Genomic DNA, 22,990 nt, shown 5'->3' on the forward strand with positions numbered 1-22,990 from the left:
TGTTACTCACCTGCTCTCACTCTCCACCTGATTTTATAGATTCACTAGAGTAAGATCCCGATCCCTTATTATCATCTCCACCTCCTCCAATATCCCCTCTTGCCTTATTTACAGCCGCAGCAGCAACTTGACCAGCACCTCCAGCAGCAGCTTTGGCAGCAGATAAAGCTTTATTCACCATTTGTGCAGGAGTGCTACCTGAACCAAGTGCTGCTCTGTGATTACCAGCAAGCTCAGCAGCCATGCCGGGAAGAACGTTTAAAAAGTGGTAAAAGAGGAATAATACTAAACACAATTTTAATAATTCTCCGATTAGAGAGCTGCCAAACTCCATGTATGTAAAGTCGAATAGACCAAGTATGCTGCTCTTTTTAAAGCTATAATTTTGCATCATACATGCGAGAGTAGTTTCATTTTTATCACATTCCCTATCTTTCAACTTAAACCACTGTTTTTTCTTACTATATGAGATTTCTGCTTGTTTCTTTTCATATGACTTGTCTGGTTGTTCATTTTTATATGACTCGTCCAGTTTAAAATTTAAATTTTTAAAATAGATTTTATCACATGCTATGAACATAAAGGATAAAAACGCAAAAAGGATAACTGGGTATAAACTGTAGGTAATTAACTCTTTTAGCCAACCATCAAAATATCCCTTAGTATGTTGAAACAAAACCATAGGAATGAATAAAGGAGATAAGATGATAATTACACTAAGCGCAACTAAAGATAAGATAAATACATAGCACATCCACAAAATAACCATCATCATCAAAATGGCCATAAATATACAGACAAGAGCTACTAAGATCTGTCCACCAGCGAAAATAATACCAATCACCGAACCTGCAACTAACAAGATAGGAGCAGCGCCAAGCAAAACCGCTAACGTTGCAACACCTCCAGTACCAATTTTGCCACCAATTCCATCTAAAGGGGCACCTAAATAAAATAAAATTCTGCAATCAAGCCTATCCCAAGGTGCAAGATAACTGTAGGATAACCTCTTTCCTGCGCGATCGTATTCATAATCTGTACCTGACTCATAATTACATATATTTTTACTTTCAGATGACGCTTTAAGCACTATCTCTGACAAACCATTTGAAAGCTTTGTTAATTCCCCGTAATAATGAGACATGGTGCTGCCTGTCGTAAAGTAAATCACTAAAGCGAATTTAATAATCAACATGTACATTTCTTGTGGACTACGCACTCCACCAGACATGGCTTTTATAGAGAACAGTATTAAAGCCAAAACTAGGACAGCAGTTACGGTGTTTTTTAGCTTTTTCTGTGCCACAGACAAGAAACTGCCTTTATTATTCCCATTCTTGTCTTTCAGTAGCTCACCACTTGAATCGATACCTGCAACTAAATTATCTAACGACTCCTTAATACATTGCACTATCATAGAAGTTATGGGAATAGGAGATAATGACTTACTTCCCGCTTGATTGTAGCAAGCTTCAGAGACATACGAGCTAAAACAGCTTTTATTGTCATAACCTACAAAAATTTTTCCTTCTTTTTCTTTTCTCCTGATAAGAGTTTTATAATCGTCATCCCTGTTGATAAAACTCCTTTCTTCACCACCTGTACCATCTTTATTTTTGAATAATATCACAGATTGTTCACACATAGGAGCAATCGGATCAGGTGGTAATTCCGTGCATCCTATATCAATTCCTTGCGGCCAAGCAGTTCCAGCTGCCCTAACTTCAGCCAATTCCACACATAACCTACCCATTTTTCTCACTGACCTGAATGTCGATCCATGTATGTCCTTGCTCTGCCCAGCTTTAAGCACTTTACATTCCAGATCACCATCAACCTTCGGATTCCATGACCCATCTACATATCCAGTGTCTTTCTCTCTGACGTCAAAATCTATATGTTCAGGTTTCTCTCTGGAATCAAAGTCCTTCGTCTTAAAAAGGTTGCCAAATGTTAAAGGATTGCGATGACACACTTCTATATATTCACTATATTGCACACCATTTTTTGGCCAGTAGTAGTGTTCACTATCAGCATTCCAGTCAGTAGAATTTAAAATCTCTTTTTCTGTTTGTTTTCCGTCTTTCCCTGATTTTCCTTGTAACGCGCAAAAATACTCGCCTTCTGTTTGATAATTTTTATCTGTCAAGGCACTATAATCTGTCTTTTCGTGTTTTAATTTAAAATTTTTATATTTTCCATCTTGATCACGTGCAACTGGATGTCTAACAAAACTATGCTGACAAACAATAAGTCCCCCCACTGCCTTCCAGACTCCAACAATTGCAGCTATCATTCCAACGATAACAAGAGCAGTAAATAAACCAGCAGAAGAGACAATCAAAACAATACCAGTAAATATTGCACCAATAGCAATTGCTATCCCAGCAACTGCTGAAGCTGTTTCAAACGCCTTACAGTCAGGATTAGAAGCACGACTAAAGCTGCCAGTAGAATTAAATCTGCTAACAAATTCCGTTTTGTCAGTACCACTTACTGTATCTGCAAACACTTGATATGAGAGCAAAAAATCTATATTTAACAAAAATATCGCAACTAATAGTAATGACAGTTTAGTTTTAAACATTTTTCACCTTTTGATAAAACACAGGCAACCACATCTTTGGATCATCTCCGACTTCTTTCAGTATATCATGTAACAATAGGACACTTTCTGCACGTCCAGATAACACGTTAACCACATCATCCAAATCTTTCAGATCTATTCTAGCTACTACAGCATTAACTCCCTGCTTTACTAAAAAGAATCTAGTACTTGGATCTGTGTGTTTGATCAGTATGTACTCACGTTCAGTTAACATAAAAACATCTCGATAGACACTAGTAGCTTTCAGATTTGGCAAAAAAATTTGTGTTGCTGTCTGCTGTACAAGTGTATCACTAATAGCACTTTTACTTGCATCTTCAATACTCTGAGTAGCAAAAACTACAAAAGCATTTAACTTTCTCAGCACTTTCAACCAGTCTTTTATCTTAGGTGCAAAAACTGGATTATCTATTAACGCCCATGCTTCATCAAGAACAATAATAGATGGAGTACCATCAAGCGATATACTAATCCTATGAAACAAATAAATCAAGACCGGCCCAAGAGCAACAGGATCTTTTAGCAAGCTAGCCATTTCAAAGCCAAACACTCTTGCTTTTGAAAAATCTAGCAAATCTTCTTTATTGTCAAATATTGCAGCATGAGAGCCATCATCATGCCACATAGATATTGCTCCAGCTAGAGTATCAGGGCCCGCAAGTCCTAAAAATGGTACGAGATTTCTCAAAAATCTGTCTTCTTTTTTTAATTTAAAATTTCCCTCAATTGCATCATTAATTCTAGCAATATCTTCTGAAGTGAATTTATCGTTGTACACTAAAATTAAAGATTTTATCCATTCCATCAAAAATGTTTTATTATCAGGAGTATCATCAAGTTGTAGAGGATTAAAATTTGTCTTAGTTCTTGGTTCTATTATAGTATAGATACCACCAAGTGCTCTTAAAAAAATTTCTGCACCGCGATCTTTATCAAAAAAGAATATTCTTGGAGAAAATTTCATTGCTTGAGCACATAAAAAATTCATTAAAACAGTTTTACCAGCACCTGTTGGCCCAATTATCATAGTATGTCCAACATCCCTTATATGAAAGTTGAAGAAAAATGGAGTGCCAGATGTTGTATCAAAAACTGTAACAGCATCTCCCCAGTGGTTATCGAATTTTTTACCAGTAGGATAATTATGTTGAGATGCAAAACCGGCCAAATTAAGACTACTTATTGTACCTTTTCTTACTATATAATCGAAATTACCAGGAATTTGCGCCCAAAATGCTGGCTCTAGATTAACCCTCTCACGAACAGGATAAACACCACAATTAGAAAGCTCTGACTCAACCAATGATAAAGCATTATCTAATGATTTAGGGCTTTTTTCTATACATAAGATAGTTAAATGGTGTGCACCAAACGCAATCTTACCACTCATTGCATCATCAAGTGCATGAGAAATTTCTGCTATTTGAGAAATAGCTTTATCTGCAGATTGTATCATACGATTTTGCTGTATCTGCATTTTCGCAATTGCCATTTGCCTATTTGTAAATTGAAAAGACTGCGTGATAATAAATTCATAAGGAAGTTGTAAAAAAGAATCAAGCATTCCTGCAGAAGTATTATTTCCATATTCTTTGATACTAACTATTCCAGCATATTTACTTTCATTATGAGTCACAACCTGTATCATCTTATGGCCAAAAAATAACCTATGAACTGGTAAGTATCTTGATATTTCAGTTTTTAGTGGAAAGAGCGTGTTTGTAACAAAGCCACAATTTACAATTCTAGACAGAAACTCCATTATTTCACAAAACAGTCCGTTTGGAGTTTCTTTTACTCCAAGAACTTTAGGCGAATAATTCCTAAGGCTTGTTACTATACGATTTGTCGTTTCCTCTAAATCTTCATAGGTATCACGCATATCACTTTCCCAAGCATGTTTTGAAGTTACATGCCCAAATTTTTTCAGTAGATGTGATAAAAATTCTACTCCTTTTGTGTCTGCCCTACGAATAATCGTAATGTATAAATCATTAATAAAAGATTGCCTAGTTGCGTGTTTTTCTCTCCATTTTAGATTTACATGGTTAGCAAAAAAATTTGGTAAACTCTGGCTTGCAAATTCATCAGAAAAGATATTCTTCTTACGCCTGATGGTATGAAAGTATAAACTAAATGCTGGAGATGAAATACTTCTTAGCATCTGATTTCTGATATTATTTTGTATCGCCAAGTCTTCATCATCGGCCGTTTCAAACGCAAAGCCATTTAATTTTATAAATTTAACTAACCAATTCTGCTTTGTTATCAAGGTTGTACTATTCCAATAGCAAGAATAAGGTATAAATTCATCAGCGTGAACCTCCCTACTTAGAATAGATTTATTCTTTGATTGAATAGCTCTAAATCTCAACATTGCATAACATCAAGTAATGTCATAAGAATTGGCTCCATGATAAAACCGATTTAAACATTTGGAGCATTTTCCCAATTTTACCATAAATAACTCAATAAACAACGGTTCCTTTGCAGAAGCTATATAGCCAAGTCCATGTATCCCTGGTAACATCAGGAGAATTACTCTAAGATCATTTGTGTTAATGAAAATTAGCATGCAAATTAAAACGTTTAATATTGCAAACATATAACTCACACCAAAAAGCATCGCAGGTCTTGTAAGACCTTTAAATAATTGATCCGTTTGTATATTACCTGTGGACATACCCTTGATCTTCTAATTAATAGCTCTAACACTAATACTACATCATTAATTAAAAATCTATTGAAATGAATAGCACTTTAGGTAAGATAACCAATTTAACTCTAACGATGACAAACTGGCCATTTCAAGAAGCAGAAAAAATACTACAAGAATTCCCTAATAAAAAAGAGATAACATTTGAGACTGGATATGGGCCATCAGGTTTGCCACATATTGGTACTTTTGGGGAAGTTTTTCGTACCACAGTCATTGCAAACGCTCTAAAAAAAATAGCTCCTAGTATAAAAACCAAAATCATTGCAGTTTCCGACGATATGGATGGTTTGCGAAAAATACCAGATAATGTACCAAATCAGGAAATGCTAAGAGAGAATCTGAACAAGCCATTAACCATGATACCTGACCCATTTGGCACTCATGAGAGTTATGGTCATCACATGAATTCGTTGTTGTGTAAATTTCTTGATTTGTTTGGATTTGAATACGAATTTAGGAGTGCAACAGAGTGTTATAAATCTGCCGTTTACGATGAAAAACTTTTACTCCTGCTGAAAAATTATGATAAAGTGATGGAAGTAATGCTTCCATCATTTCGGGAAGAAAGGCAGAAGACTTACAGTCCATTCTTGCCGATATGCCCAAAAACTTCCCAAGTTTTACAAGTTCCAGTAATTGAAACAAATACAGATAAAGGAACAATCACGTATGAAGACCCAAACGGGGAAAAAATAGAAGTTCCAGTGACAAAAGGAAAATGTAAACTGCAATGGAAACCTGATTGGGGGATGAGGTGGGCTGCATTCGGAGTTCATTACGAAGCTCATGGAAAGGATTTGACTCCATCTGCTGTGCTTTCAAGTCAAATATGTAAAATACTTGGAGAAAAGCCACCGCTTTTGTTTTGCTATGAGTTATTTCTTGATAAAGAAGGAAAGAAGATATCAAAATCAAAAGGAAATGGTATTTCAATTGAGGAGTGGCTAACTTATGCACCCACAGAGAGTTTAGCGTTATACATCTTTCAGAGTCCTAAAAAAGCTAAACGTTTATATTTTGATGTGATACCAAAATCAACTGATGAATATTTAGAGTTTGCTAAGCGTTACAATGAGAGTGAAGAAAAGGATGTAAATAGCCCTGTATGGCACATCCACCAGGGTAAAGTTCCAAACGTAGAAACTTCAGGCATAAATTTTTCGTTACTTTTAAACCTGACATCAGCTTGTAATGCTGAAAATAAAGAGATTCTTTGGGGTTTTATATCAACTTATGCACCAAACGTTACACCAGAAAGAAACAAAATGCTAGATAGGCTTTCGTATTTTGCAGTTAGGTATTATCACGACTTTATCAAGCCAACAAAAGCGTATAAAGCTTCAAACGAAAAAGAGAAAGAAGCGTTACTAGATTTAAAGAACAACCTACATTCCCTGCCTATTACAGCCACTGCTGAAGAGATTCAATCTCAGGTTTTCTCCATCGGAAAAAAACATAATTACAATAACTTACGCGATTGGTTTCAGTTGCTATATGAAACGCTGCTTGGCCAAAAAACCGGTCCTAGAATGGGATCTTTTATAAAGCTTTATGGGATAGATAATACAATCTCTCTTATAGAAAGTGCTACTGAACGTACACTTTAGAGTTTACCTTCTTCCATTTGAGCTCTCTAGTTTTATTACTTGACAAACCTTCCCACTTTCCTTATTATATCAATAACAGTATTTATCCTTGTTTTTGGGCTCAACGACAAAATTCAGGTGTTTATTGGTAAATTACATAAAATTATAGCAGCTTTTTTTATTTTTTCTACATTCAGCCAAATCGCGCTTGTTAGCACATTATCAATTTACATTATTAAAACTCGCTATACGGGGATTCTTTTGTCTTTTTTTATTTAGTAAATTTCTTAATATTTGTAGCTAAAGTAATTTTAGAGAGCCAGCGCGTGACCAACCTGGTCAGTTTTCTGAATCCCAGTACTGGGATGACAAGAAGAGAGCTGACTTGAATGACACCAAATGGACACTGGGACAGAGGCTACTTTAATAATATTTCACCATGTCATTCCCGCACTTGATGCTGGAATCCAGAAGTTTTTTTGATCACAAAAGTTATGCTAAGTTTTTCTTGGTAAGAAACCAGTGTCAGCTACTTGAATGAAACTATTTTGTATGAAAATCAGTGTCAGCTACTTGAAAAGGAAGAAGGGACTTCTTCCTTCTACTTAACTACACTGTTGCGCCTAACTTTGAAGAAACTTCTAGTTGTGAATCAACTTCATTTAGCTCATTACAAGGCTTACACACTTCATACGTAATACCACCAGTAACAAGTCCTGTAAGTACGAAAGCAGCAACAGCTATACCAATTTAAAGCCAATATTGGTAATGCAACACCAGCAGCAAAATATCCACCACCAACTGCTAATGCAGCTACAACACCACAAACACTACCAATCATTATTGATTTATTAGTAGTTTTTACTATATTTTCTTCAGTTCTAGGCACACTACTTTCAGGCACTAATAAAGGCTTTTCATTGCTTTTACAACTAGATATTCTATCTCCAAGTATTGCTAGCCAATAATCAATTTTAGTTTTTTGCCCTTCATCTTGCTCTTGACTTTTTAATGTTTTTAAAATCTCCTGAAGTCTGCTACGATCATTTACTTCTACATCAGCAAAAACTTCTTCTAACATATTATTATCTGCAACTACATCTAGAATAGTTTTAACTTTTTTTTCCCGGATTATTGAAATTCATAGCATAGGCAAGCGGTGTTAGATTACACTCTGTACCATCTGGTAACTTTGTAGTTATATTTGCAGTAGTAAGAACTTCTTTTAATGCGCCTTCTTTTTTAATTTCTTTAAGAATAGGAGTAATATCCTTTTCATTTTCTATCGCATCCTTTAACGTATTATATAATTCCTTTTGCTTTTCTGTTAAATCTTCGTACCTTGACATATTAACTTTTCCTATAATAATATACTTTAATTATTATATATCTAAGTAATAAAGTCAAGGATTTAATTAATTATCATAAATATTTAAACAAGAAAAAGGGGCTTTTGTGCGAGCGTTATTAATCTTCAGTTTAATAGGATAAGATTCGTCAACGTTTCTGTAAGTATCTTCTATATAGAAGAGTTGCTACCAATAAAGCCTAAGCTGACCAAATACATTTCTGTAGATTCAGATCTACTTGACTTTGGTTTGAAGTATCTTACTGTTTTGAACATTTTTTTTAGCTCATTGCAGAAATCTTTATCAGATTCTCCTTGAAAAATTTTTACTACGAACTTGCCATCATGATTCAAAAAATGCTTTGCAAAATTGAGCGCTGCTTCGCATAAAAGCATAATTCTGATATGATCTAACGATTTTAAACCGCAAGATTCTGGTGCCATATCAGATAAAATTACATCAAATTTGTGATCCTTGAATTTTTCTCTTAAAATTTCAAGTTCGCTGATAATATCACACTGTATACACTCTACTCCACTAATTGCGTTTATTGGTTTTATGTCAACAGCAATCACACTCGCTCCTTTCTTAGATGCAACTTGTGACCACCCACCAGGAAAAGCGCCAAGATCAATAATTTTTTGCCCTTGTTGGAGTAGTTTAAATTTATCGTCTATTTCTATTAACTTATATGCCGAGCGCGATCTATAACCGTCCTTATTGGTTTTTTGCACATACTGATCATTCAAATGGCGATGTAGCCATCTTGTTGAAGATAACTTTCTACCTCTAGCTGTTTTTACTCTGGTCTTTATACTAATAACCTACTTATTATTGATTATATCTTTGAGCTCTTTTTCAACTACTTCTTTTACCAATGCATGTAGATACTTATTCAGCCACTCTGAAAGCTGAGGTTTTAAAAGAGATACAACTAATTCTTCAACAGTAAGATCCGCTCTTTTTTGTTGTTTATGCCGTAGTTCGCTTTGCATCTTTTCAAGCAATGTTTTAATTTCCTCCATATTCTCTTTTAAAATTAGATGCTCGTTATTTTGTACTTGATGGCTCGCTTTGCTATTATTAATTTGTATATCATTGTACAAATTTTTTTCTTCTGAGTTGTAACTATGGCTGTTAGATTGATTATTGTTAAAAGCTATTTTCTCACTTTGGCAATCGTTCTCTTCTTCACTATTTTCTTTTTTATCATCAACATCTTTTTCAATTTCTTCTAGGTATTCCTCTTCAAGGCATAGTACATCATCATCTTCATCCATTGCTTCTGCTCTATCGCCACTTGGATTTTTACCCGATATAGCTTTTTTTATATCTTCTAGTATATCTTTTACAGATTGATTATCGCTCATACCATTAAATTTAAAGGTTTATACTATTTATTATAAAAAGCAAGTTGTAAACACTAATTACATAATTGCTTTTTGCCTGAATTAGATCGGAACGTGCTTTAAATAATTCATCTTCAGTATCCAAAAGATCAGATGTGCTCTTTAAATTTAAGTTTACTTCTTGCTCAACTCCTTCCAATGCTAAAGCTTCTGCTTTTTCTGCTTCTTGACTTGCTTTAATAATAGCTTTTGCTGTCAGCACGTTATTCCAAGCATTTATAACTGCTTGTTCTATATTTTTTACTGCTTCGTAATAATCGTAAGTGGATTGTTTTGCATCCATTTTAGCTCTACTAACACCAAAAACATTAACTCCTCTTTTAAAGATCGGAATATCAAGAGTAAAGACAACATTCACATTTTCTAGTAACGTGTCCAATTTTATATTGTCCTTTCCAAAATTTTTACTTGCGCTTAGATTCAAAGAAGGAAGCCACTTGGAAGTTTCAGCGATCACTTCCATTCCGGCTGCTCTTTTTTGATAAACTGCTGCTTTTAGGGACAAGTTATTAGTTTTTGCTAATTGTAAACATTCATTTAGCTCTGGAACAGAAGGTAATTTATCATTAGCTTCAGAAAGTTCATCAGCATCTTCGCCAATCAAATGATAATAAGCAATATTTGCCAATTTTAATTTACCTTCAGCTTCAACTCTTTCGGATATAGAAGACGAAAATTTTGCTTTTGCTAGCAAAACTTCAGCATTAGTAACTTCTCCAAGGGAAAAGCGTTTTTTCATAGCTGACAAATGCTCTAAAGAAACACGCTCTTTATGTTCTCTCAGTTTTAATATTTCTGCCTTTTGTAAAACATTAACATATGCTTTCACAGCGCTGAGTGCAACTTCTTGCTTTGAATGCTGAAATCTCATTTTTTCTGCTTTAAGAAGATGACTTGATAGGCTAAATGTAGCAAAAGTGCCCCCACCGTCTATTATTCTTTGGCTTAATGTTAGACGCTTTCCAGAGTTTTGTCGATTGTTAATAATATTAAAATTACTATCGAAATTATATTGTAAATTAATGTCAGGTAAAAATCCAGCCAATCCAGAAGATTTCAGCTGTTTTTCAGCACTCTTATATTGGTGAAACTGAGACTTTATTTTTGAGCTGTTTTTGATAGCTTTGCTTATGGCTTCTTCCAAATCGATTGCATAGCAACCTATAGTACCAAAAGCAATTATAAATATAATAATCAATCGAAACATTTTGCTTTCTAGCATGTTGTTTAAGTTATTAGCATAAATTACTTTAATAATCAATAACTAATGTTGTTGACACTATCAAGCAACTCAGTATATCATAATTTACTGTTATTTACTGATATATGAAAACTTTTTTCTTAAAAGAGAAACAAGTCGATAAAAAATGGCTTGTTATAGATGCAGAAGGATTAGTAGCAGGAAGGCTTGCAGCGTTTGTAGCAGCGCTATTGCGTGGAAAGCATAAGCCTGAATACACACCTCATATGGATTGTGGAGATAATGTAATTATTGTTAATGCAGAAAAGGTGCATTTTACTGGGAAGAAGCTTAAAGATAAAATTTACTATAGGCATACAGGTTATTCTGGTGGTTTAAAGAAAACTACTCCAGATAATATTTTAAATGGCAAATTCCCTGAGCGTGTGATAAAAATTGCAGTAAAAAGAATGCTTGATGATGGTCCTATGGCACGTAGACGGTTTGAAAATTTGTATGTTTATTCTGGTTCAGAACATAAGCATCAAGGACAGCAACCCAAAAAAATAGATTTTGCCTCTTTAAATCGTAAAAATAAGAAATAATGGAGTAAAAAGTGGAAATAAATAATAATGATCAGCCAAAAAAGGCAATGATTGACTCACTTGGTCGTTCATATGCCACAGGTCGAAGGAAAGAATCTGTAGCAAGAGTATGGATAAAGCCAGGAAGTGGAAAATTTAGTGTTAATAAAAAAGATGATTTAATTTCTTATTTTAAAAGAGAATCAGTGTGTCAAATGATTAAAGTGCCATTCATAGTAACTTCTATGTTAGATAGGTATGATGTGTTTGCAACTGTAAAAGGTGGAGGATTATCTGGCCAAGCAGGTGCCTTAGCTCATGGAATAAGCAGAGCTTTAAGTAGTATAAGTCAAGATCTACACTCTATATTACGTAAGGGTGGATTCCTAACTAGAGATTCACGTGTTGTTGAGCGTAAGAAATATGGTCAACATAAAGCTCGGAAAAAATGTCAGTTTTCTAAGAGATAATTGTTTCATAATGGTATTTTTTTGTAAATATTATACAAGTTCTTACAAGGGTTTATGACATTTTCTCTTTTTATGACGAATTTAGTTGACTATTGGTATTAGCATAATATGCTGTTTATGTAATTTTTCAATATTAAGGTAATTTATGAGTAAAGAAGATATAGTAAACCAACTGAGTCAAGAGTGCTCTAGTCAAGGTATAGATATAACAAAAGCTAGTTTGAGTAAGCTTCATGATATTTTTATGGAAACAATCAAGAACAATCTAAATCGTAAAGGTGAAATACGTTTGCATGGAATAGGGACATTCTCTACTGCTATAAGTAAGGAAAGACTATGCCGCAATCCTCAAAATGGTGAGATTATGACTGTTCCTGAAAAGAAAAGGGTAAAGTTTAAAGCAAGTCAAGCTCTTTTAAGTGTTTTAAATAACAAAAAGAAAGCATCAGCTATTTAGATATAGTCATTTTCATCTTTTCAGTTACACTGTGTAAGCCATGAAATATAGCCTCGCTGATTAAAGAATGGCCTATATTAAGAGCTGAGATGTGAGGTATCTCTTTTATTCTTTTAGCATGTTTATAATCTATGCCATGTCCTGCATGGCATTCTATTCCTAGCTTATTAATGTATTCTGCAGAGTTAGTAATAAGTTTTAATTTTTCTTCTGATGGATTATCACAGTAATTCCCCGTGTGAATTTCTATTATGTCAGGCTTTCTTTCTAGCTTCTCAAGATATTTTAGTTGATTAATATTTGGATCGATAAACAGTGAGACTTTTGTGTCAAAGCTGTGCATTTCCTCTATTATACCAGAAAGTTTACTGTGCATATTCACGATATCCAAGCCACCTTCGGTTGTTAATTCTTCTCTTTTTTCTGGTACTATACAAATCGAGTAGGGTTTTACTTCTTTTGCTATTTTGAGCATTTCTTCCGTAGCTGCAATTTCAAGGTTCAACTCAGTGCTAATGTTTTGTTTTAGATTGAATACATCCTCATCTCTGATATGCCTTCTGTCTTCTCGTAAGTGTACGGTGATAAAATCTGCTCCAGCATCAATAGCTATTCTTGCTGCTTTTAATGGATCTGGATAAGAAGCTCCACGTGCGTTGCGAAGGGTTGCAACGTGATCAATATTAACGCCCAATTTCACAAATTACCTCAAAAACCATTTATAGATTATAAGTATCATTAGGTCTTTTGCATAGTCATTGTTTAATGCCATAGCTGAGAGACGGAGCTACTCTGCCTACTCAAACTGTATAATACCAAAGTATAACGGTGTAATAAAATATGAAAAATACCAATAAAAAAAGGTAAAATAACTTTAATAGTTAAAACCTAGGTACCAATTGGTTTTTAACTTAAAAATAAAAGTCAAGTATCAGGAATTCTAGACATAAACCCTCCTATATGAATAAAGAGCTAGCAAAAATAAACTTATATATTTTTTGCTGAAATTTGATTATTTGGTGAAAAAACCTGCAGGTGAAGATAGATTTTGGATCCTAAAAAACCTTCATTTTCCACTATAATGAAGCCACCAGAGTCTGTCAAGTAATTTTTTATTTAAATTTGTTGCAATCTTTTTATACATTCATCTTTCCCAAGAATTACCATGATATCGATGATTCCAGGCGCATCCATTACTCCTGTTATAGGAGCGCGTAATGAGTGGTATACATCGCTCATTTTCATATTATATAACTTCGAAAATTCCTTGATTTTAGCAGATAAAAAATTCTTATTCCAATCTTCACTACCTACACTCGAAAGAAATGATACAAGTAACTTAATTACATTGACGTTAGATTTGACAATTTGCTGAGCTTCTTCACTTAAATCAAGTGGCGGATCCTGAATATAAAACTTTGCTAACTCCAGAAGTTCAGTTAGATAGTTTGCTCTTTTTTTTAGCTCTGTTAACCCTTGCAATAAATAATTTTTCTTCTTATCAGTCAAAAACGCATTACCACTTGTCATCCAAGTAGCTGACACTGGTTCTATTTTTCTGGTCACACGCTGGAAGGATTGAGTTAAAGAAAGATCTTTTGCATTACTTTCGAACATTGGAATAATAATACTTAAAATATCCTCATTGCTCATGTTACTAATATAATGATTATTTAAATGCTCCAATTTTTTAAAATCAAGCCGTGCAGGTGAACGACCGATATTTTCCAAATTAAACCACTCTATTGCTTGCTCATTGCTAATAACTTCATCGTTACCATGACTCCAACCAAGTCTAAGCAGGTAGTTACGCATTGCCTCTGGCAATATTCCCATTTTTTCATAATCGCAAACACTTGTGGCACCATGTCTTTTAGATAACTTATTCCCATCTTCTCCATGAATAAGTGGTACGTGTGCAAAGCGTGGAACATCAAAATCAAGAGCCTGATATATCAGCAATTGTTTGAAGGTATTAGTAAGATGATCAGAGCCACGTATAATATCGGTTACTCCAGCATCATGATCATCAACTACCACAGCAAAAATATATGTTGGAGTATTGTCAGAACGTAAGATTACTATGTCATCAAGTTGATCACTATTTATTTTAACTTGGCCGTATATCTTATCTTCAAAAGTAATATCTTCTGAGTCCGGTACTTTAAATCGAATAACTGACATCATATTCGGTGTCATTCCAGCGCTTGACCACATATTTTTTTCTGGATCCCAGTGTCGAGCACTGGGATGACAAAAAGGAGGTCTTGTAGTACACTTATGCTTATATATTTTTCCTTCTTCTCTCGCTTTTGCCTTCTTTTCTGCAACTTCATCTTCAGGGCAGTAACAATGATAAGCCCTACCCTTTTTCACTAAAAGATTTGCAACCTCAATATGTCGCTCTATTCTTTTTGACTGATATACTATTTCTCCATCATAGCTTATTCCAAGCCATTTTAGTCCATCTATTATCACATCAATTGCTTCCTGTGTTGAACGTTTTATGTCGGTATCCTCAATCCTTAGTAAAAACTGGCCACCATGACGCTGCGCATAGAGCCAATTAAATAAAGCTGTGCGAGCTCCTCCAATATGTAAAAATCCTGTTGGTGATGGAGCGAATCTAGTGACTATACCTGGCATATTTGTCTATTGTGATAACGTAACCGATGATAACTAAAATTTGCACTTTCAACAACGTGGAACTATAGTAAATTTGAAAGATCAATTTACATTTATTTTGAACAAACTGGATTGTATAATTTAATATTAGTGAGTGAATGAAGTGAGGTGTATATATGGATAATTTATTTGAAATTGCAAGAGAAGGTAATGAAGATGAATTTGTTAAAGCTTGCAAAAAAAGAATTGCTTGTGTAGCTAAGCATAGTCTTAATGAAAATGGAAACCCATTTCATATAGCAGCAAGTAAAGAATTTCTGTTATCTGCATTAAAAGAGATTCTAAAGTATTTAGAAGAAGATACTAAGAGCAAGGTTGAAAAAGCAAAAGAAGCTAAAGATTGGAAAGAAGTAAAAAAATTAGAAGAGGAATTTAAGAACAATAAGAAATATATTAAGGAAGCACTCCTCGATAAAAGCTACATCAAGGATAATAAGGCAGTATCACCTCTTTACTTCTTGAATCCTGCAGAGCAGAAGGAAGTCAAGCAAATTGCAGATATAAAATGTGGCTTTATATGTAGTAAAAAGTTTCATCTATGATTATATATAGTAGGAGCTATAGTGTGTGCTATCGCTATGTGTGTATCTTTGTATCTTCTATTTTCAGTTTCTCAGTCTCTTGCATTGGCTTCAATAGCGACAATAGCTTCTGGAGGGTCTTCATATCTGTTATTTAAGGCATGTAATGAAGTATATGGCCTCTATAACGAAAGTACTATAGTGAATTTTAGATCCTGATGTTATGCAACTTTTAGATAGTGGTTTAGCCCCAACATGAAGTACTTGCAGGAAATAATATAGAAATTTACTTTCTTAACTTAAGAAAGTATACTGATAAGATGATAAGAAAGAAGTATAGTAAGATTTTAGTAGCGAACAGAGGGGAGATTACCTGCAGGATAATCAAAACTGCGCACAAGATGGGCATATCTTGTGTATGCGTGTACTCAGATGCAGACGCAAATTCTTTGCATGTAAGGCAAGCAGGTGAGTCAAGGAACATTGGCCCTTCGCCTGCTTATCTTAGTTACTTAAATATCGAAAAAATATGCGAAGTAGCAGTTGAAACAGGTGCCGAGGCGGTTCATCCTGGCTATGGGTTTTTAGCGGAAAATCCAGATTTTCCCTGTGCTTTGGAAAAACATAACATAGATTTCATTGGTCCAAGTGCAGAGACAATAGAAGTTACAGCCAACAAAATAACGGCAAAAGAAGAGGCAAAAAAGGCTGGAGTAAATGTAGTGCCAGGATATATGGGTAAGATTGAAGACGCTGACCACGCATCCGTGGTTGCTGAAGAAATTGGTTTTCCCGTTATGCTCAAAGCTGCATCAGGTGGTGGTGGTAAAGGAATGCGAATTGTACATTCCAAAAAAGAAATTGAACTAGCATTTATATCAGCAACAAATGAGGCAGAAAAAAGTTTTAAAGATGGTAGTATTTTTATAGAGAAATATATAGAGCTGCCAAGACACATTGAAATACAAATTATAGCAGATAAATACGGCAATGTAGTGTGTCTTGGAGAAAGAGAGTGCTCGGTACAAAGGAACAACCAGAAAATAATAGAAGAAACACCAAGCCCATTTATTAGTGAAGAAGTAAGACAAAAAATGTATGCTCAATGTGTTTCTTTGGCAAAGCAAGTTGGTTATTTTTCAGCAGGCACTGTTGAGTTTGTTGTTGATAAAGACCAAAACTTCTATTTTCTTGAGGTAAATACGAGATTACAAGTTGAGCACCCAGTAACAGAATTCGTAACAGGAATAGACATAGTAGAAGAAATGATTAGAATTTCCTGTGGAGAAAAATTTAGACTCAATCAGGATGATATTAAACTTACTGGCTCTGCAATAGAAAGTAGAATTTGTGCTGAAGACCCATCAAAGAAATTTTTCCCTTCCAGTGGAAGAATAAAATATTACGATAAACCGGATGAAAATGATCATGTAAGAATAGACGATGGAGTAGCTAGCGGTTCAGAAATCAGCATGTTCTACGACTCAATGATTGCAAAGGTGATAACCTATGGAAAAGATAGAATAGAGGCGATCAGCAGAATGCAAAAAGCTTTGTCTGAGTGCTATATAGGGGAAGTAATAAATAACATAGAATTTCTAGAATCTATCTTCCATCATCCAAATTTTATTGCAGCAAAGCTCCACACGAGATTCATTCCAGACCATTACCCTAGCGGGTTTCAAGGTGATTTTATTACAGAGGAATATATTAAAATATTTATTTTTATTGCACTGTATGTTCACTTAGAAAATGAGGGAAGGTATTACAGTAAGTCAATAGAAGAAGTATTCACAGTGAAAATAGATGACAATCAGTACTCCGCAAATGCAAAGTATCAAGATAACACATTAACAACAGTATATAACCACAATAAATACTCCGTGGTGGGTAAGTGGAAATCAAGTTACAGATTGCTATATATAACAATTAATGATGATAACAACATAGCACTTAAAATAGAAAGGCAAGGTAGCAAATACTGCATAAAACATGCGGGTATGAAAGTTGAATGTTTTGTATTGAAACCTTACATAGCTGAATTAAGCAGGTTAATGCTAAATAATGAAACTGAAGGGATTTCAGTAGATACTGTGAAATCTCCAATATCTGGTTTATTGGTTAAATTACATGTCAATGCTGGAGATAAGGTAGAGGTAGGACAACCTCTATTTGTTGTAGAGGCAATGAAAATGGAAAATATAATATGTGCTGAATCAGAAATGGTGATAAAAAATATCCCTGTTAAAGAAGGAAAAAATATACATGCTGGTGATTTGGTATTAGATCTGATTTCTTAAATAACGCAAGCAGTATAAACCTGATCCAAATAAGATAAATGAAAACATTTGATGGGCTATAGCAATAGCCATTGGTATATGCAGCAACAAAGTGACTATTCCTAGAATTACCTGAATGATGACAGAGAATAGCATAACATATAATGGTCTTATACTGGCATTTTTTATTGTGAGTATTGCTACCATAACTAATATCAGCAATGCCAGTACTCTATGCACAAATTGCACTGTTGCTCTATTTTCAAAGATATTTAGCCAAGCAGGCTGTAAGTAAAATAAATCTTCTGGAACAATTTGTCCATCCATCAGTGGAAAGGTATTGTAAATTAAACCAGCATTTAACCCTGCAACAAATGCACCGAAGATTATTTGTATTGCAATTAGGATTAAAATTATCCATATGTAACATGTAATGTTGCTATTAATTTTAATTATCTGTTTTGGTTTGATTTGGTAATCAAAAAATTGATATGACAATAATGCAAAGATACCCAATGCAAGCAGTAAGTGAAGTGCGAGCTTATAGTGACTAACATGAGGATTAGATACCAAACCGCTTTTAACCATATACCAACCGGCAAAAGCTTGTAAAATTCCAAATAATAGTGCTGTAGATAACCTTATTACTGCATTTTTAGGTATTCTTTTTTTTAGTGTAAAGTATATGAATGGTAAGATAAAAACTAAACCTGTCAGCCTTGCAATTAGTCTATGCACGTATTCTATTAAGTATATGGTGCGGAATTCTTCCATACTCATACCATAGTTAAATGCTTTATATTCAGGTGTAGCTTCATATTTTACTTTTTCTTTAATCCAGTCTTGTTCACTAAGCGGTGGCAATGTTCCGGTAATTGGTTTCCATTCCGTGATTGACAATCCTGCTTTTGAAAGTCTGGTAAATCCACCAATCCCCACCATGCAAATCACCATGAAAGAGCAGAGAAAAATCCAAATAGCTACAGGTTTTGCTTCCATAAGCCATGCTGAGTTTTGTTCCATTGCTGAGGATGAATAACAAATTCCCACAAAGCGAGAAAAGCTGCAACGCTATGTAGTAGACTATAAACGGGAAAAAATATTGATATTATATAAAAATAAAAAGGCATTTTTTGCTGTTTGATAGCTATTATCAAAAAAATCAAGTTAATAACGTATACTACTATAAAATAATATAAAAATAATCCACTTAAAACTTGAGTTAGTATCAATGAAAGCAACAAAAAAGGAGTCATAAAAAACATCAAAGCTGAGGAACCAACAAAAAGGTTTAATAGCAAAATTCCTTTGAGTCCAGTGTGCTTAAAAAGTAATTTTATATTTTTTAAGTGAACAATGTAAGTTTGCATATAACCTTTAATCCAGCGTGCTCTTTGTTTGATCCAAGCAAACACAGTAGTTGGTGATTCTTCCAATGTTTCTGAATCAATAATCCTGGTTTTATATCCCATTTGAGCAAGTCTCAAACCAAGGTCAGCGTCTTCAGTGACATTGTAAGCATCCCAAAAAAGCACTTTCTTTAAAATTTCCACTGAAAAATGGTTACTGCTACCGCCCAAAGGTATTGGCATGTTCATTTTTTGAAATCCAGGCAAAAAATATTGAAACCAGTTCATATACTCGAGAGAAAAGAATTTTGTAAGAAAATTGCAACCAAAGTTATAGTAATTTAATTTCGCCTGTACACAAGACAACTTTTCGTCGCCCTTATTAAATTCAATTAGTGCTTTTTTTAACTGCAACGGATCTGGCTTGTCATCTGCATCATATATTACCACATACTTTCCTCTAGCAAAGCTCATAGCATAATTGCATGACTTAGCTTTTGTTCTAGGCAGAGAATGAGGCACTTTTATTACTTCAAAATACTGTGGTAAAGTGCATTTTTCTATAGCTGCCAACATTTCTTGATCATCGCTCTCTATCACAAGCTTTACATCTAATTTTGATTTAGGATAATCCAAACTTTCAATGCTCTTAATCAATTGCTTTATAACCGCATTCTCTTTAAAAGCAGGCAATAAAATAGTATATATAGGTTCATTCATCTTATCATAATCTGCTTTTTGGTTAGAAATTTTACGCAAGCCAAAAATTTTAGTTACAAATTTGAATAAAGAACTAGAACATCCGATTATAAATATCAACATCAAAGCAAAATATGCATATTTTTTTGTCAGTGTTAAAGTCGAAATTATAACAAAAAAAGAGGAAAAAAAGATTGAACTGAGCCTAATGCTTTTAGCTGAAAAATTACGATTCTTATAATATAAGTAGTTACTTGCGAATTCTGAAATACCAAAATGCGAGTTAAGAAGATTTAAAATCTGTTCACTATTCGCTTTTATTAATACATATTCAATACTGTAATGAGATTCGAACCAAAGGTTGATATCTTGGCTTATGTCTTCAACCATAAAAAAAGTAGTATCATTTAATTTTTGCCAAGGAATTATATTAAACCTATAGTAGAAAAGTTTCTCTTGTTCTTTGCATAAACTAGAATCAAATTTAATTTTTTCTACATTATCAGTTTGAAGTACAGGCATTAAACTTAATGCAACTTTTTGCTCAAGTCACGTGAAAACGAAGATATAACCTCACTACTACGCTTATCATCTTTACGTTCATGCATTATTTTTTTTACAGCATCAGCAGCTATACTCGCTGTGTTAGCTTGTAAATCCCCAAGAGCTTTTTCAACTTGGTCAGTAACTTTCTTCAAATTAGAATGGGCATTTTCATCTAACGTTTGATCGAGTTGCTGTCTATTATGCTTAATAATACTATTAGCCTCATCAAGTGCTTCATTCATCATTTTGTTAACTTTTGCATCTAATTTTTTGTATTTTTCAGAAGATTTTTTGTAATACTCCAACATATCTTTTCTGAATTTTTCAGTTTCTTCACTTGAAAACTTGCTTTTGTTACGTTTATTGTTAAGTGCGTTTTTTATTACCTTCCTTAGCAATTTATACGAAAGGATAAAACCTACTAAAAAAGCAAGACTGATAACTAGTAATGTAGACATAAAAACCCTAAAATTCTTTGGACACCAAGTCAGCAACAAATTCCTCTTCAATTTCAGAATTAGTTAACTTAGTGTAGTAAATTAAAGCAATACTAGTAGCCATTTGTTTTAACTCACTAATATGCTTAGATTTAAATTTCGCCACTCTTTCTTCAACAAGCTTGACTATTTTTTTGTCTTCCTCTTCTAATATATTCTTAACACTCGCTCTCATTTCTTCCACCTGAGCAAGTGCATCATCTATGATTTTTTTTGCCCGTACTTTAGCTTGGTTTAAAGCTGCATCATACTTGGCAGTCTGCTCTTCTGCACGTCTTAAAAGGTGAATAGAACTATTAAAAGAATCTAATACTGCTTTACTCCTAGTGTTTATTATTTCATCTAACTTTGGTAAGAATAAACAACTTACTACAAAAAAAAGTGAAGAGAAAAAAATCAAAAACCAAAAAATTTGAGAAGAGAAAGTTGAAACATCAAGCTGTGGCATCTGTTAAGCAGCAAATATTAATAACATTGCAAGTACAAACGCAAGCAACCCCATGATTTCAACCATGGCAGCACCAATATAAACGTAACTTTTCATTTTACCTTCTGACTCAGGATTTCTCGCAATCCCATTTAACATAGCAGAGAAGATATTAGCTATACCTAAACCAGCACCGAGCATTCCAAATACAGCCAAACCAATTGCTATAAATTTTAAAGCCACTAAATCCATATATTACCTTTAACTATTTCTTTATAATATAATTGTAAAATATTCTGCAAGGAAGTCAATTACTTTACTGCATCTGACAAATATACACATGTTAATATAGTAAATATATAAGCTTGCAAAACTGCAACAAATACTTCAAATCCTATTAGTGCAATTATAAACAAAAAAGGTGCAGGTGTAAAAAATATGTTCATATTTATGACGAATCCTGCTATCACTTTGATGATTGTATGACCCGCAATCATATTTGCTGCAAGCCTTATTGATAAACTAATCGGTCTTACTAAATAAGCAAATAATTTAATAATGATGATTATAGGTGCAAGCCACGAAGGAGTTCCTTTTGGTAGCAATATGCGCAAAAATCCTACTCCTCTTTCCTTAAACCCAACAATCGTTATATAAATAAAAGCCACCATCGACAAAGCAAAAGTGACTATTACATGACTTGTGACCGTGAAACTATAAGGCAGAACACCAACTAAATTACATGATAAAATGAAAATAAATACTGTAAATATCAATGGAATATGTTTTAGACTCTTACTTCCAGTGTTACTTTCTATTATTGAAACAACAAAATCATATACATATTCAACTGCAGCTTGCAAATATCCTGGTATTACTGCACCTTTTCTTATTCCAAGGAGCAAAAACAGTACCATTAATATCACCGATATCATCATAAAAAGAGATGAGTTGGTAAAGTTTATGTCATACCCAAATAATTTTGGTAGTTCTATTATTGTATATACTTTAAATTGTTCTAGCGGATTTAACGCCATTTTGACCATGTATACTTAAACTGCAGCAGTAAATAAAGTATAAATTTTATAGAATAAAGTCAAGAATTAATATAAGGAGCTCTGTATTATTAGAGCATTAACATATTAACAAAATATACAATTAAAATGCAAATTATAGTCAGCTACCAATCTTATTCTAAATTCTTGACTTAACATCTTATTTTAACTATAATTTAATTTTTATATGAGGCAATTATGAACGAAATAGATTTTACTAATCCACCTTTAAATTTAGAACAGGAATGTGGTAACGGGTACATCAAGTTTACAGATTATTCTTCTAATCCAGACACTGGTCTTTTCCACATGGCAGGTGAAATGCTAAATGAAAGCCATGATGTTATAGGAAATTTCACTGGTGATGCTTACATTTATAATTTCCATATAGATGATCACAATATGAACATTCAACTCTGCATGGAAATGGACTGCAAAGGTGATACAAAGAAAATTCTTTCTTTGTAGAAAGAGTAGGCTTTTCTGTTGTTTCTTGCAATATAGAAGCCACTTATTACAACAAACTTTAAAAACATCACATTTTACATTACAATGAATTTTTGTTTATTG

At 33.7% G+C, this 22,990-nt stretch carries 23 protein-coding genes; 7 read left to right on the top strand and 16 right to left on the bottom strand.

The genetic code is table 11. The annotated features are described in order from the left end of the window. Positions 1-16: 16 nt before the first annotated feature. From AAE962_RS01215 to AAE962_RS01225, 3 genes are read right to left on the bottom strand one after another with little or no spacing between them, the layout of a single operon-like run. Positions 17-2,587 carry a type IV secretion system protein gene (locus tag AAE962_RS01215; protein WP_343289240.1) on the bottom strand — a complete coding sequence of 857 codons (2,571 nt, stop codon included), beginning with the start codon at positions 2,585-2,587 and terminating at the stop codon, positions 17-19. Continuing rightward, on the bottom strand, positions 2,580-4,985 hold the full coding sequence (locus AAE962_RS01220; RefSeq protein ID WP_343289241.1) for a VirB4 family type IV secretion/conjugal transfer ATPase: 2,406 nt from the start codon (positions 4,983-4,985) through the stop codon (positions 2,580-2,582). Before AAE962_RS01220 ends, AAE962_RS01215 begins: the two co-directional genes overlap by 8 nt. A gap of 9 nt (positions 4,986-4,994) precedes the next feature. Next, positions 4,995-5,291, bottom strand: coding sequence for a type IV secretion system protein VirB3 (locus AAE962_RS01225; protein ID WP_108784517.1), 297 nt, complete (start codon positions 5,289-5,291; stop codon positions 4,995-4,997). A gap of 65 nt (positions 5,292-5,356) precedes the next feature. On the opposite strand from AAE962_RS01225, the gene AAE962_RS01230 reads away from it, so the two are divergent. Then, positions 5,357-6,934 (top strand): lysine--tRNA ligase, encoded by a 1,578-nt coding sequence (locus AAE962_RS01230; RefSeq protein WP_343289242.1) that lies wholly within the window; start codon positions 5,357-5,359, stop codon positions 6,932-6,934. A gap of 667 nt (positions 6,935-7,601) precedes the next feature. Here the strand turns inward: AAE962_RS01230 and AAE962_RS01235 are convergent. The 5 genes from AAE962_RS01235 to AAE962_RS01255 form a co-directional block, all read right to left on the bottom strand. Continuing rightward, positions 7,602-7,994 carry a hypothetical protein gene (locus AAE962_RS01235; RefSeq protein ID WP_343289243.1) on the bottom strand — a complete coding sequence of 131 codons (393 nt, stop codon included), beginning with the start codon at positions 7,992-7,994 and terminating at the stop codon, positions 7,602-7,604. Between the two features lie 31 nt (positions 7,995-8,025). Further along, complete coding sequence (locus AAE962_RS01240) at positions 8,026-8,262, bottom strand: hypothetical protein (protein ID WP_343289244.1); 237 nt, start codon at positions 8,260-8,262, stop codon at positions 8,026-8,028. A gap of 170 nt (positions 8,263-8,432) precedes the next feature. Next, entirely contained in the window at positions 8,433-9,011 is a 579-nt protein-coding gene (locus AAE962_RS01245; RefSeq protein WP_064085440.1) for an RlmE family RNA methyltransferase, read from the bottom strand. A gap of 75 nt (positions 9,012-9,086) precedes the next feature. After that, positions 9,087-9,632 (bottom strand): DUF2497 domain-containing protein, encoded by a 546-nt coding sequence (locus tag AAE962_RS01250; protein WP_343289245.1) that lies wholly within the window; start codon positions 9,630-9,632, stop codon positions 9,087-9,089. Positions 9,633-9,642: 10 nt separating this feature from the next. Further along, entirely contained in the window at positions 9,643-10,878 is a 1,236-nt protein-coding gene (locus AAE962_RS01255) for a TolC family protein (RefSeq protein WP_343289246.1), read from the bottom strand. Between the two features lie 119 nt (positions 10,879-10,997). On the opposite strand from AAE962_RS01255, the gene rplM reads away from it, so the two are divergent. The 3 genes from rplM to AAE962_RS01270 all read left to right on the top strand — a co-directional run bounded on the left by rplM (position 10,998) and on the right by AAE962_RS01270 (position 12,362). Then, positions 10,998-11,456, top strand: coding sequence for a 50S ribosomal protein L13 (gene rplM, locus AAE962_RS01260; protein WP_343289247.1), 459 nt, complete (start codon positions 10,998-11,000; stop codon positions 11,454-11,456). A gap of 47 nt (positions 11,457-11,503) precedes the next feature. Then, on the top strand, positions 11,504-11,905 hold the full coding sequence (gene rpsI / locus AAE962_RS01265; RefSeq protein ID WP_410543838.1) for a 30S ribosomal protein S9: 402 nt from the start codon (positions 11,504-11,506) through the stop codon (positions 11,903-11,905). 145 nt (positions 11,906-12,050) lie between these two features. Beyond that, on the top strand, positions 12,051-12,362 hold the full coding sequence (locus AAE962_RS01270) for an HU family DNA-binding protein (protein ID WP_343289249.1): 312 nt from the start codon (positions 12,051-12,053) through the stop codon (positions 12,360-12,362). On the opposite strand, the gene AAE962_RS01275 is transcribed toward AAE962_RS01270, so the two are convergent. Both AAE962_RS01275 and gltX read right to left on the bottom strand, forming a co-directional pair. Next, complete coding sequence (locus AAE962_RS01275; RefSeq protein ID WP_343289250.1) at positions 12,355-13,062, bottom strand: pyridoxine 5'-phosphate synthase; 708 nt, start codon at positions 13,060-13,062, stop codon at positions 12,355-12,357. The genes AAE962_RS01270 and AAE962_RS01275 overlap by 8 nt on opposite strands. Before the next feature lie 416 nt (positions 13,063-13,478). Continuing rightward, positions 13,479-15,008, bottom strand: a complete 1,530-nt coding sequence (gene gltX / locus AAE962_RS01280; protein ID WP_343289251.1) for a glutamate--tRNA ligase — start codon at positions 15,006-15,008, stop codon at positions 13,479-13,481. A gap of 155 nt (positions 15,009-15,163) precedes the next feature. Between gltX and AAE962_RS01285 the strand changes: the two genes are divergently transcribed. Beyond that, positions 15,164-15,589, top strand: coding sequence for a hypothetical protein (locus tag AAE962_RS01285; protein ID WP_343289252.1), 426 nt, complete (start codon positions 15,164-15,166; stop codon positions 15,587-15,589). Between the two features lie 299 nt (positions 15,590-15,888). Next, on the top strand, positions 15,889-17,868 hold the full coding sequence (locus AAE962_RS01290; RefSeq protein ID WP_343289253.1) for a biotin carboxylase N-terminal domain-containing protein: 1,980 nt from the start codon (positions 15,889-15,891) through the stop codon (positions 17,866-17,868). Here the strand turns inward: AAE962_RS01290 and AAE962_RS01295 are convergent. From AAE962_RS01295 to AAE962_RS01320, 6 genes are read right to left on the bottom strand one after another with little or no spacing between them, the layout of a single operon-like run. Continuing rightward, positions 17,851-18,846 (bottom strand): COX15/CtaA family protein, encoded by a 996-nt coding sequence (locus AAE962_RS01295; protein WP_343289254.1) that lies wholly within the window; start codon positions 18,844-18,846, stop codon positions 17,851-17,853. The genes AAE962_RS01290 and AAE962_RS01295 overlap by 18 nt on opposite strands. After that, a complete protein-coding gene (locus tag AAE962_RS01300) occupies positions 18,828-20,417 on the bottom strand; it encodes a glycosyltransferase family 2 protein (RefSeq protein WP_343289255.1) in 1,590 nt (529 codons plus the stop codon). The genes AAE962_RS01295 and AAE962_RS01300 overlap by 19 nt, the downstream gene beginning before the upstream one ends. Positions 20,418-20,422: 5 nt before the next feature. Further along, the gene (locus tag AAE962_RS01305) at positions 20,423-20,899 is read right to left on the bottom strand and encodes a hypothetical protein (RefSeq protein WP_343289256.1); all 477 of its coding nucleotides are present in this window, start codon (positions 20,897-20,899) and stop codon (positions 20,423-20,425) included. 7 nt (positions 20,900-20,906) lie between these two features. Then, positions 20,907-21,386, bottom strand: coding sequence for a hypothetical protein (locus AAE962_RS01310; RefSeq protein ID WP_343289257.1), 480 nt, complete (start codon positions 21,384-21,386; stop codon positions 20,907-20,909). Positions 21,387-21,389: 3 nt separating this feature from the next. Beyond that, complete coding sequence (locus tag AAE962_RS01315; protein ID WP_006014985.1) at positions 21,390-21,617, bottom strand: F0F1 ATP synthase subunit C; 228 nt, start codon at positions 21,615-21,617, stop codon at positions 21,390-21,392. A gap of 59 nt (positions 21,618-21,676) precedes the next feature. Beyond that, positions 21,677-22,402 (bottom strand): F0F1 ATP synthase subunit A, encoded by a 726-nt coding sequence (locus tag AAE962_RS01320; RefSeq protein WP_343289258.1) that lies wholly within the window; start codon positions 22,400-22,402, stop codon positions 21,677-21,679. 216 nt (positions 22,403-22,618) lie between these two features. Here AAE962_RS01320 and AAE962_RS01325 point away from each other — a divergent pair, with 216 nt between their 5' ends. Next, positions 22,619-22,888, top strand: a complete 270-nt coding sequence (locus AAE962_RS01325; RefSeq protein WP_343289259.1) for a hypothetical protein — start codon at positions 22,619-22,621, stop codon at positions 22,886-22,888. Positions 22,889-22,990 lie beyond the last annotated feature (102 nt).

The organism is Wolbachia endosymbiont of Encarsia formosa, assembly GCF_039540065.1.
In the GTDB taxonomy this organism is placed as follows: domain Bacteria; phylum Pseudomonadota; class Alphaproteobacteria; order Rickettsiales; family Anaplasmataceae; genus Wolbachia.

Coding starts and splice junctions, on each gene's coding strand:
- AAE962_RS01295 (WP_343289254.1), bottom strand. CDS start 18,846: ATGGAAGCAAAACCTGTAGCTATTTGGATTTTTCTCTGCTCTTTCATG.
- AAE962_RS01220 (WP_343289241.1), bottom strand. CDS start 4,985: ATGTTGAGATTTAGAGCTATTCAATCAAAGAATAAATCTATTCTAAGT.
- AAE962_RS01285 (WP_343289252.1), top strand. CDS start 15,164: ATGGATAATTTATTTGAAATTGCAAGAGAAGGTAATGAAGATGAATTT.
- AAE962_RS01290 (WP_343289253.1), top strand. CDS start 15,889: ATGATAAGAAAGAAGTATAGTAAGATTTTAGTAGCGAACAGAGGGGAG.
- AAE962_RS01310 (WP_343289257.1), bottom strand. CDS start 21,386: ATGCCACAGCTTGATGTTTCAACTTTCTCTTCTCAAATTTTTTGGTTT.
- AAE962_RS01300 (WP_343289255.1), bottom strand. CDS start 20,417: ATGCCTGTACTTCAAACTGATAATGTAGAAAAAATTAAATTTGATTCT.
- AAE962_RS01240 (WP_343289244.1), bottom strand. CDS start 8,262: ATGTCAAGGTACGAAGATTTAACAGAAAAGCAAAAGGAATTATATAAT.
- rpsI (WP_410543838.1), top strand. CDS start 11,504: ATGATTGACTCACTTGGTCGTTCATATGCCACAGGTCGAAGGAAAGAA.
- gltX (WP_343289251.1), bottom strand. CDS start 15,008: ATGCCAGGTATAGTCACTAGATTCGCTCCATCACCAACAGGATTTTTA.
- AAE962_RS01225 (WP_108784517.1), bottom strand. CDS start 5,291: ATGTCCACAGGTAATATACAAACGGATCAATTATTTAAAGGTCTTACA.
- rplM (WP_343289247.1), top strand. CDS start 10,998: ATGAAAACTTTTTTCTTAAAAGAGAAACAAGTCGATAAAAAATGGCTT.
- AAE962_RS01250 (WP_343289245.1), bottom strand. CDS start 9,632: ATGAGCGATAATCAATCTGTAAAAGATATACTAGAAGATATAAAAAAA.
- AAE962_RS01255 (WP_343289246.1), bottom strand. CDS start 10,878: ATGTTTCGATTGATTATTATATTTATAATTGCTTTTGGTACTATAGGT.
- AAE962_RS01235 (WP_343289243.1), bottom strand. CDS start 7,994: ATGTTAGAAGAAGTTTTTGCTGATGTAGAAGTAAATGATCGTAGCAGA.
- AAE962_RS01325 (WP_343289259.1), top strand. CDS start 22,619: ATGAACGAAATAGATTTTACTAATCCACCTTTAAATTTAGAACAGGAA.
- AAE962_RS01230 (WP_343289242.1), top strand. CDS start 5,357: ATGAATAGCACTTTAGGTAAGATAACCAATTTAACTCTAACGATGACA.
- AAE962_RS01270 (WP_343289249.1), top strand. CDS start 12,051: ATGAGTAAAGAAGATATAGTAAACCAACTGAGTCAAGAGTGCTCTAGT.
- AAE962_RS01315 (WP_006014985.1), bottom strand. CDS start 21,617: ATGGATTTAGTGGCTTTAAAATTTATAGCAATTGGTTTGGCTGTATTT.
- AAE962_RS01215 (WP_343289240.1), bottom strand. CDS start 2,587: ATGTTTAAAACTAAACTGTCATTACTATTAGTTGCGATATTTTTGTTA.
- AAE962_RS01320 (WP_343289258.1), bottom strand. CDS start 22,402: ATGGCGTTAAATCCGCTAGAACAATTTAAAGTATATACAATAATAGAA.
- AAE962_RS01305 (WP_343289256.1), bottom strand. CDS start 20,899: ATGTCTACATTACTAGTTATCAGTCTTGCTTTTTTAGTAGGTTTTATC.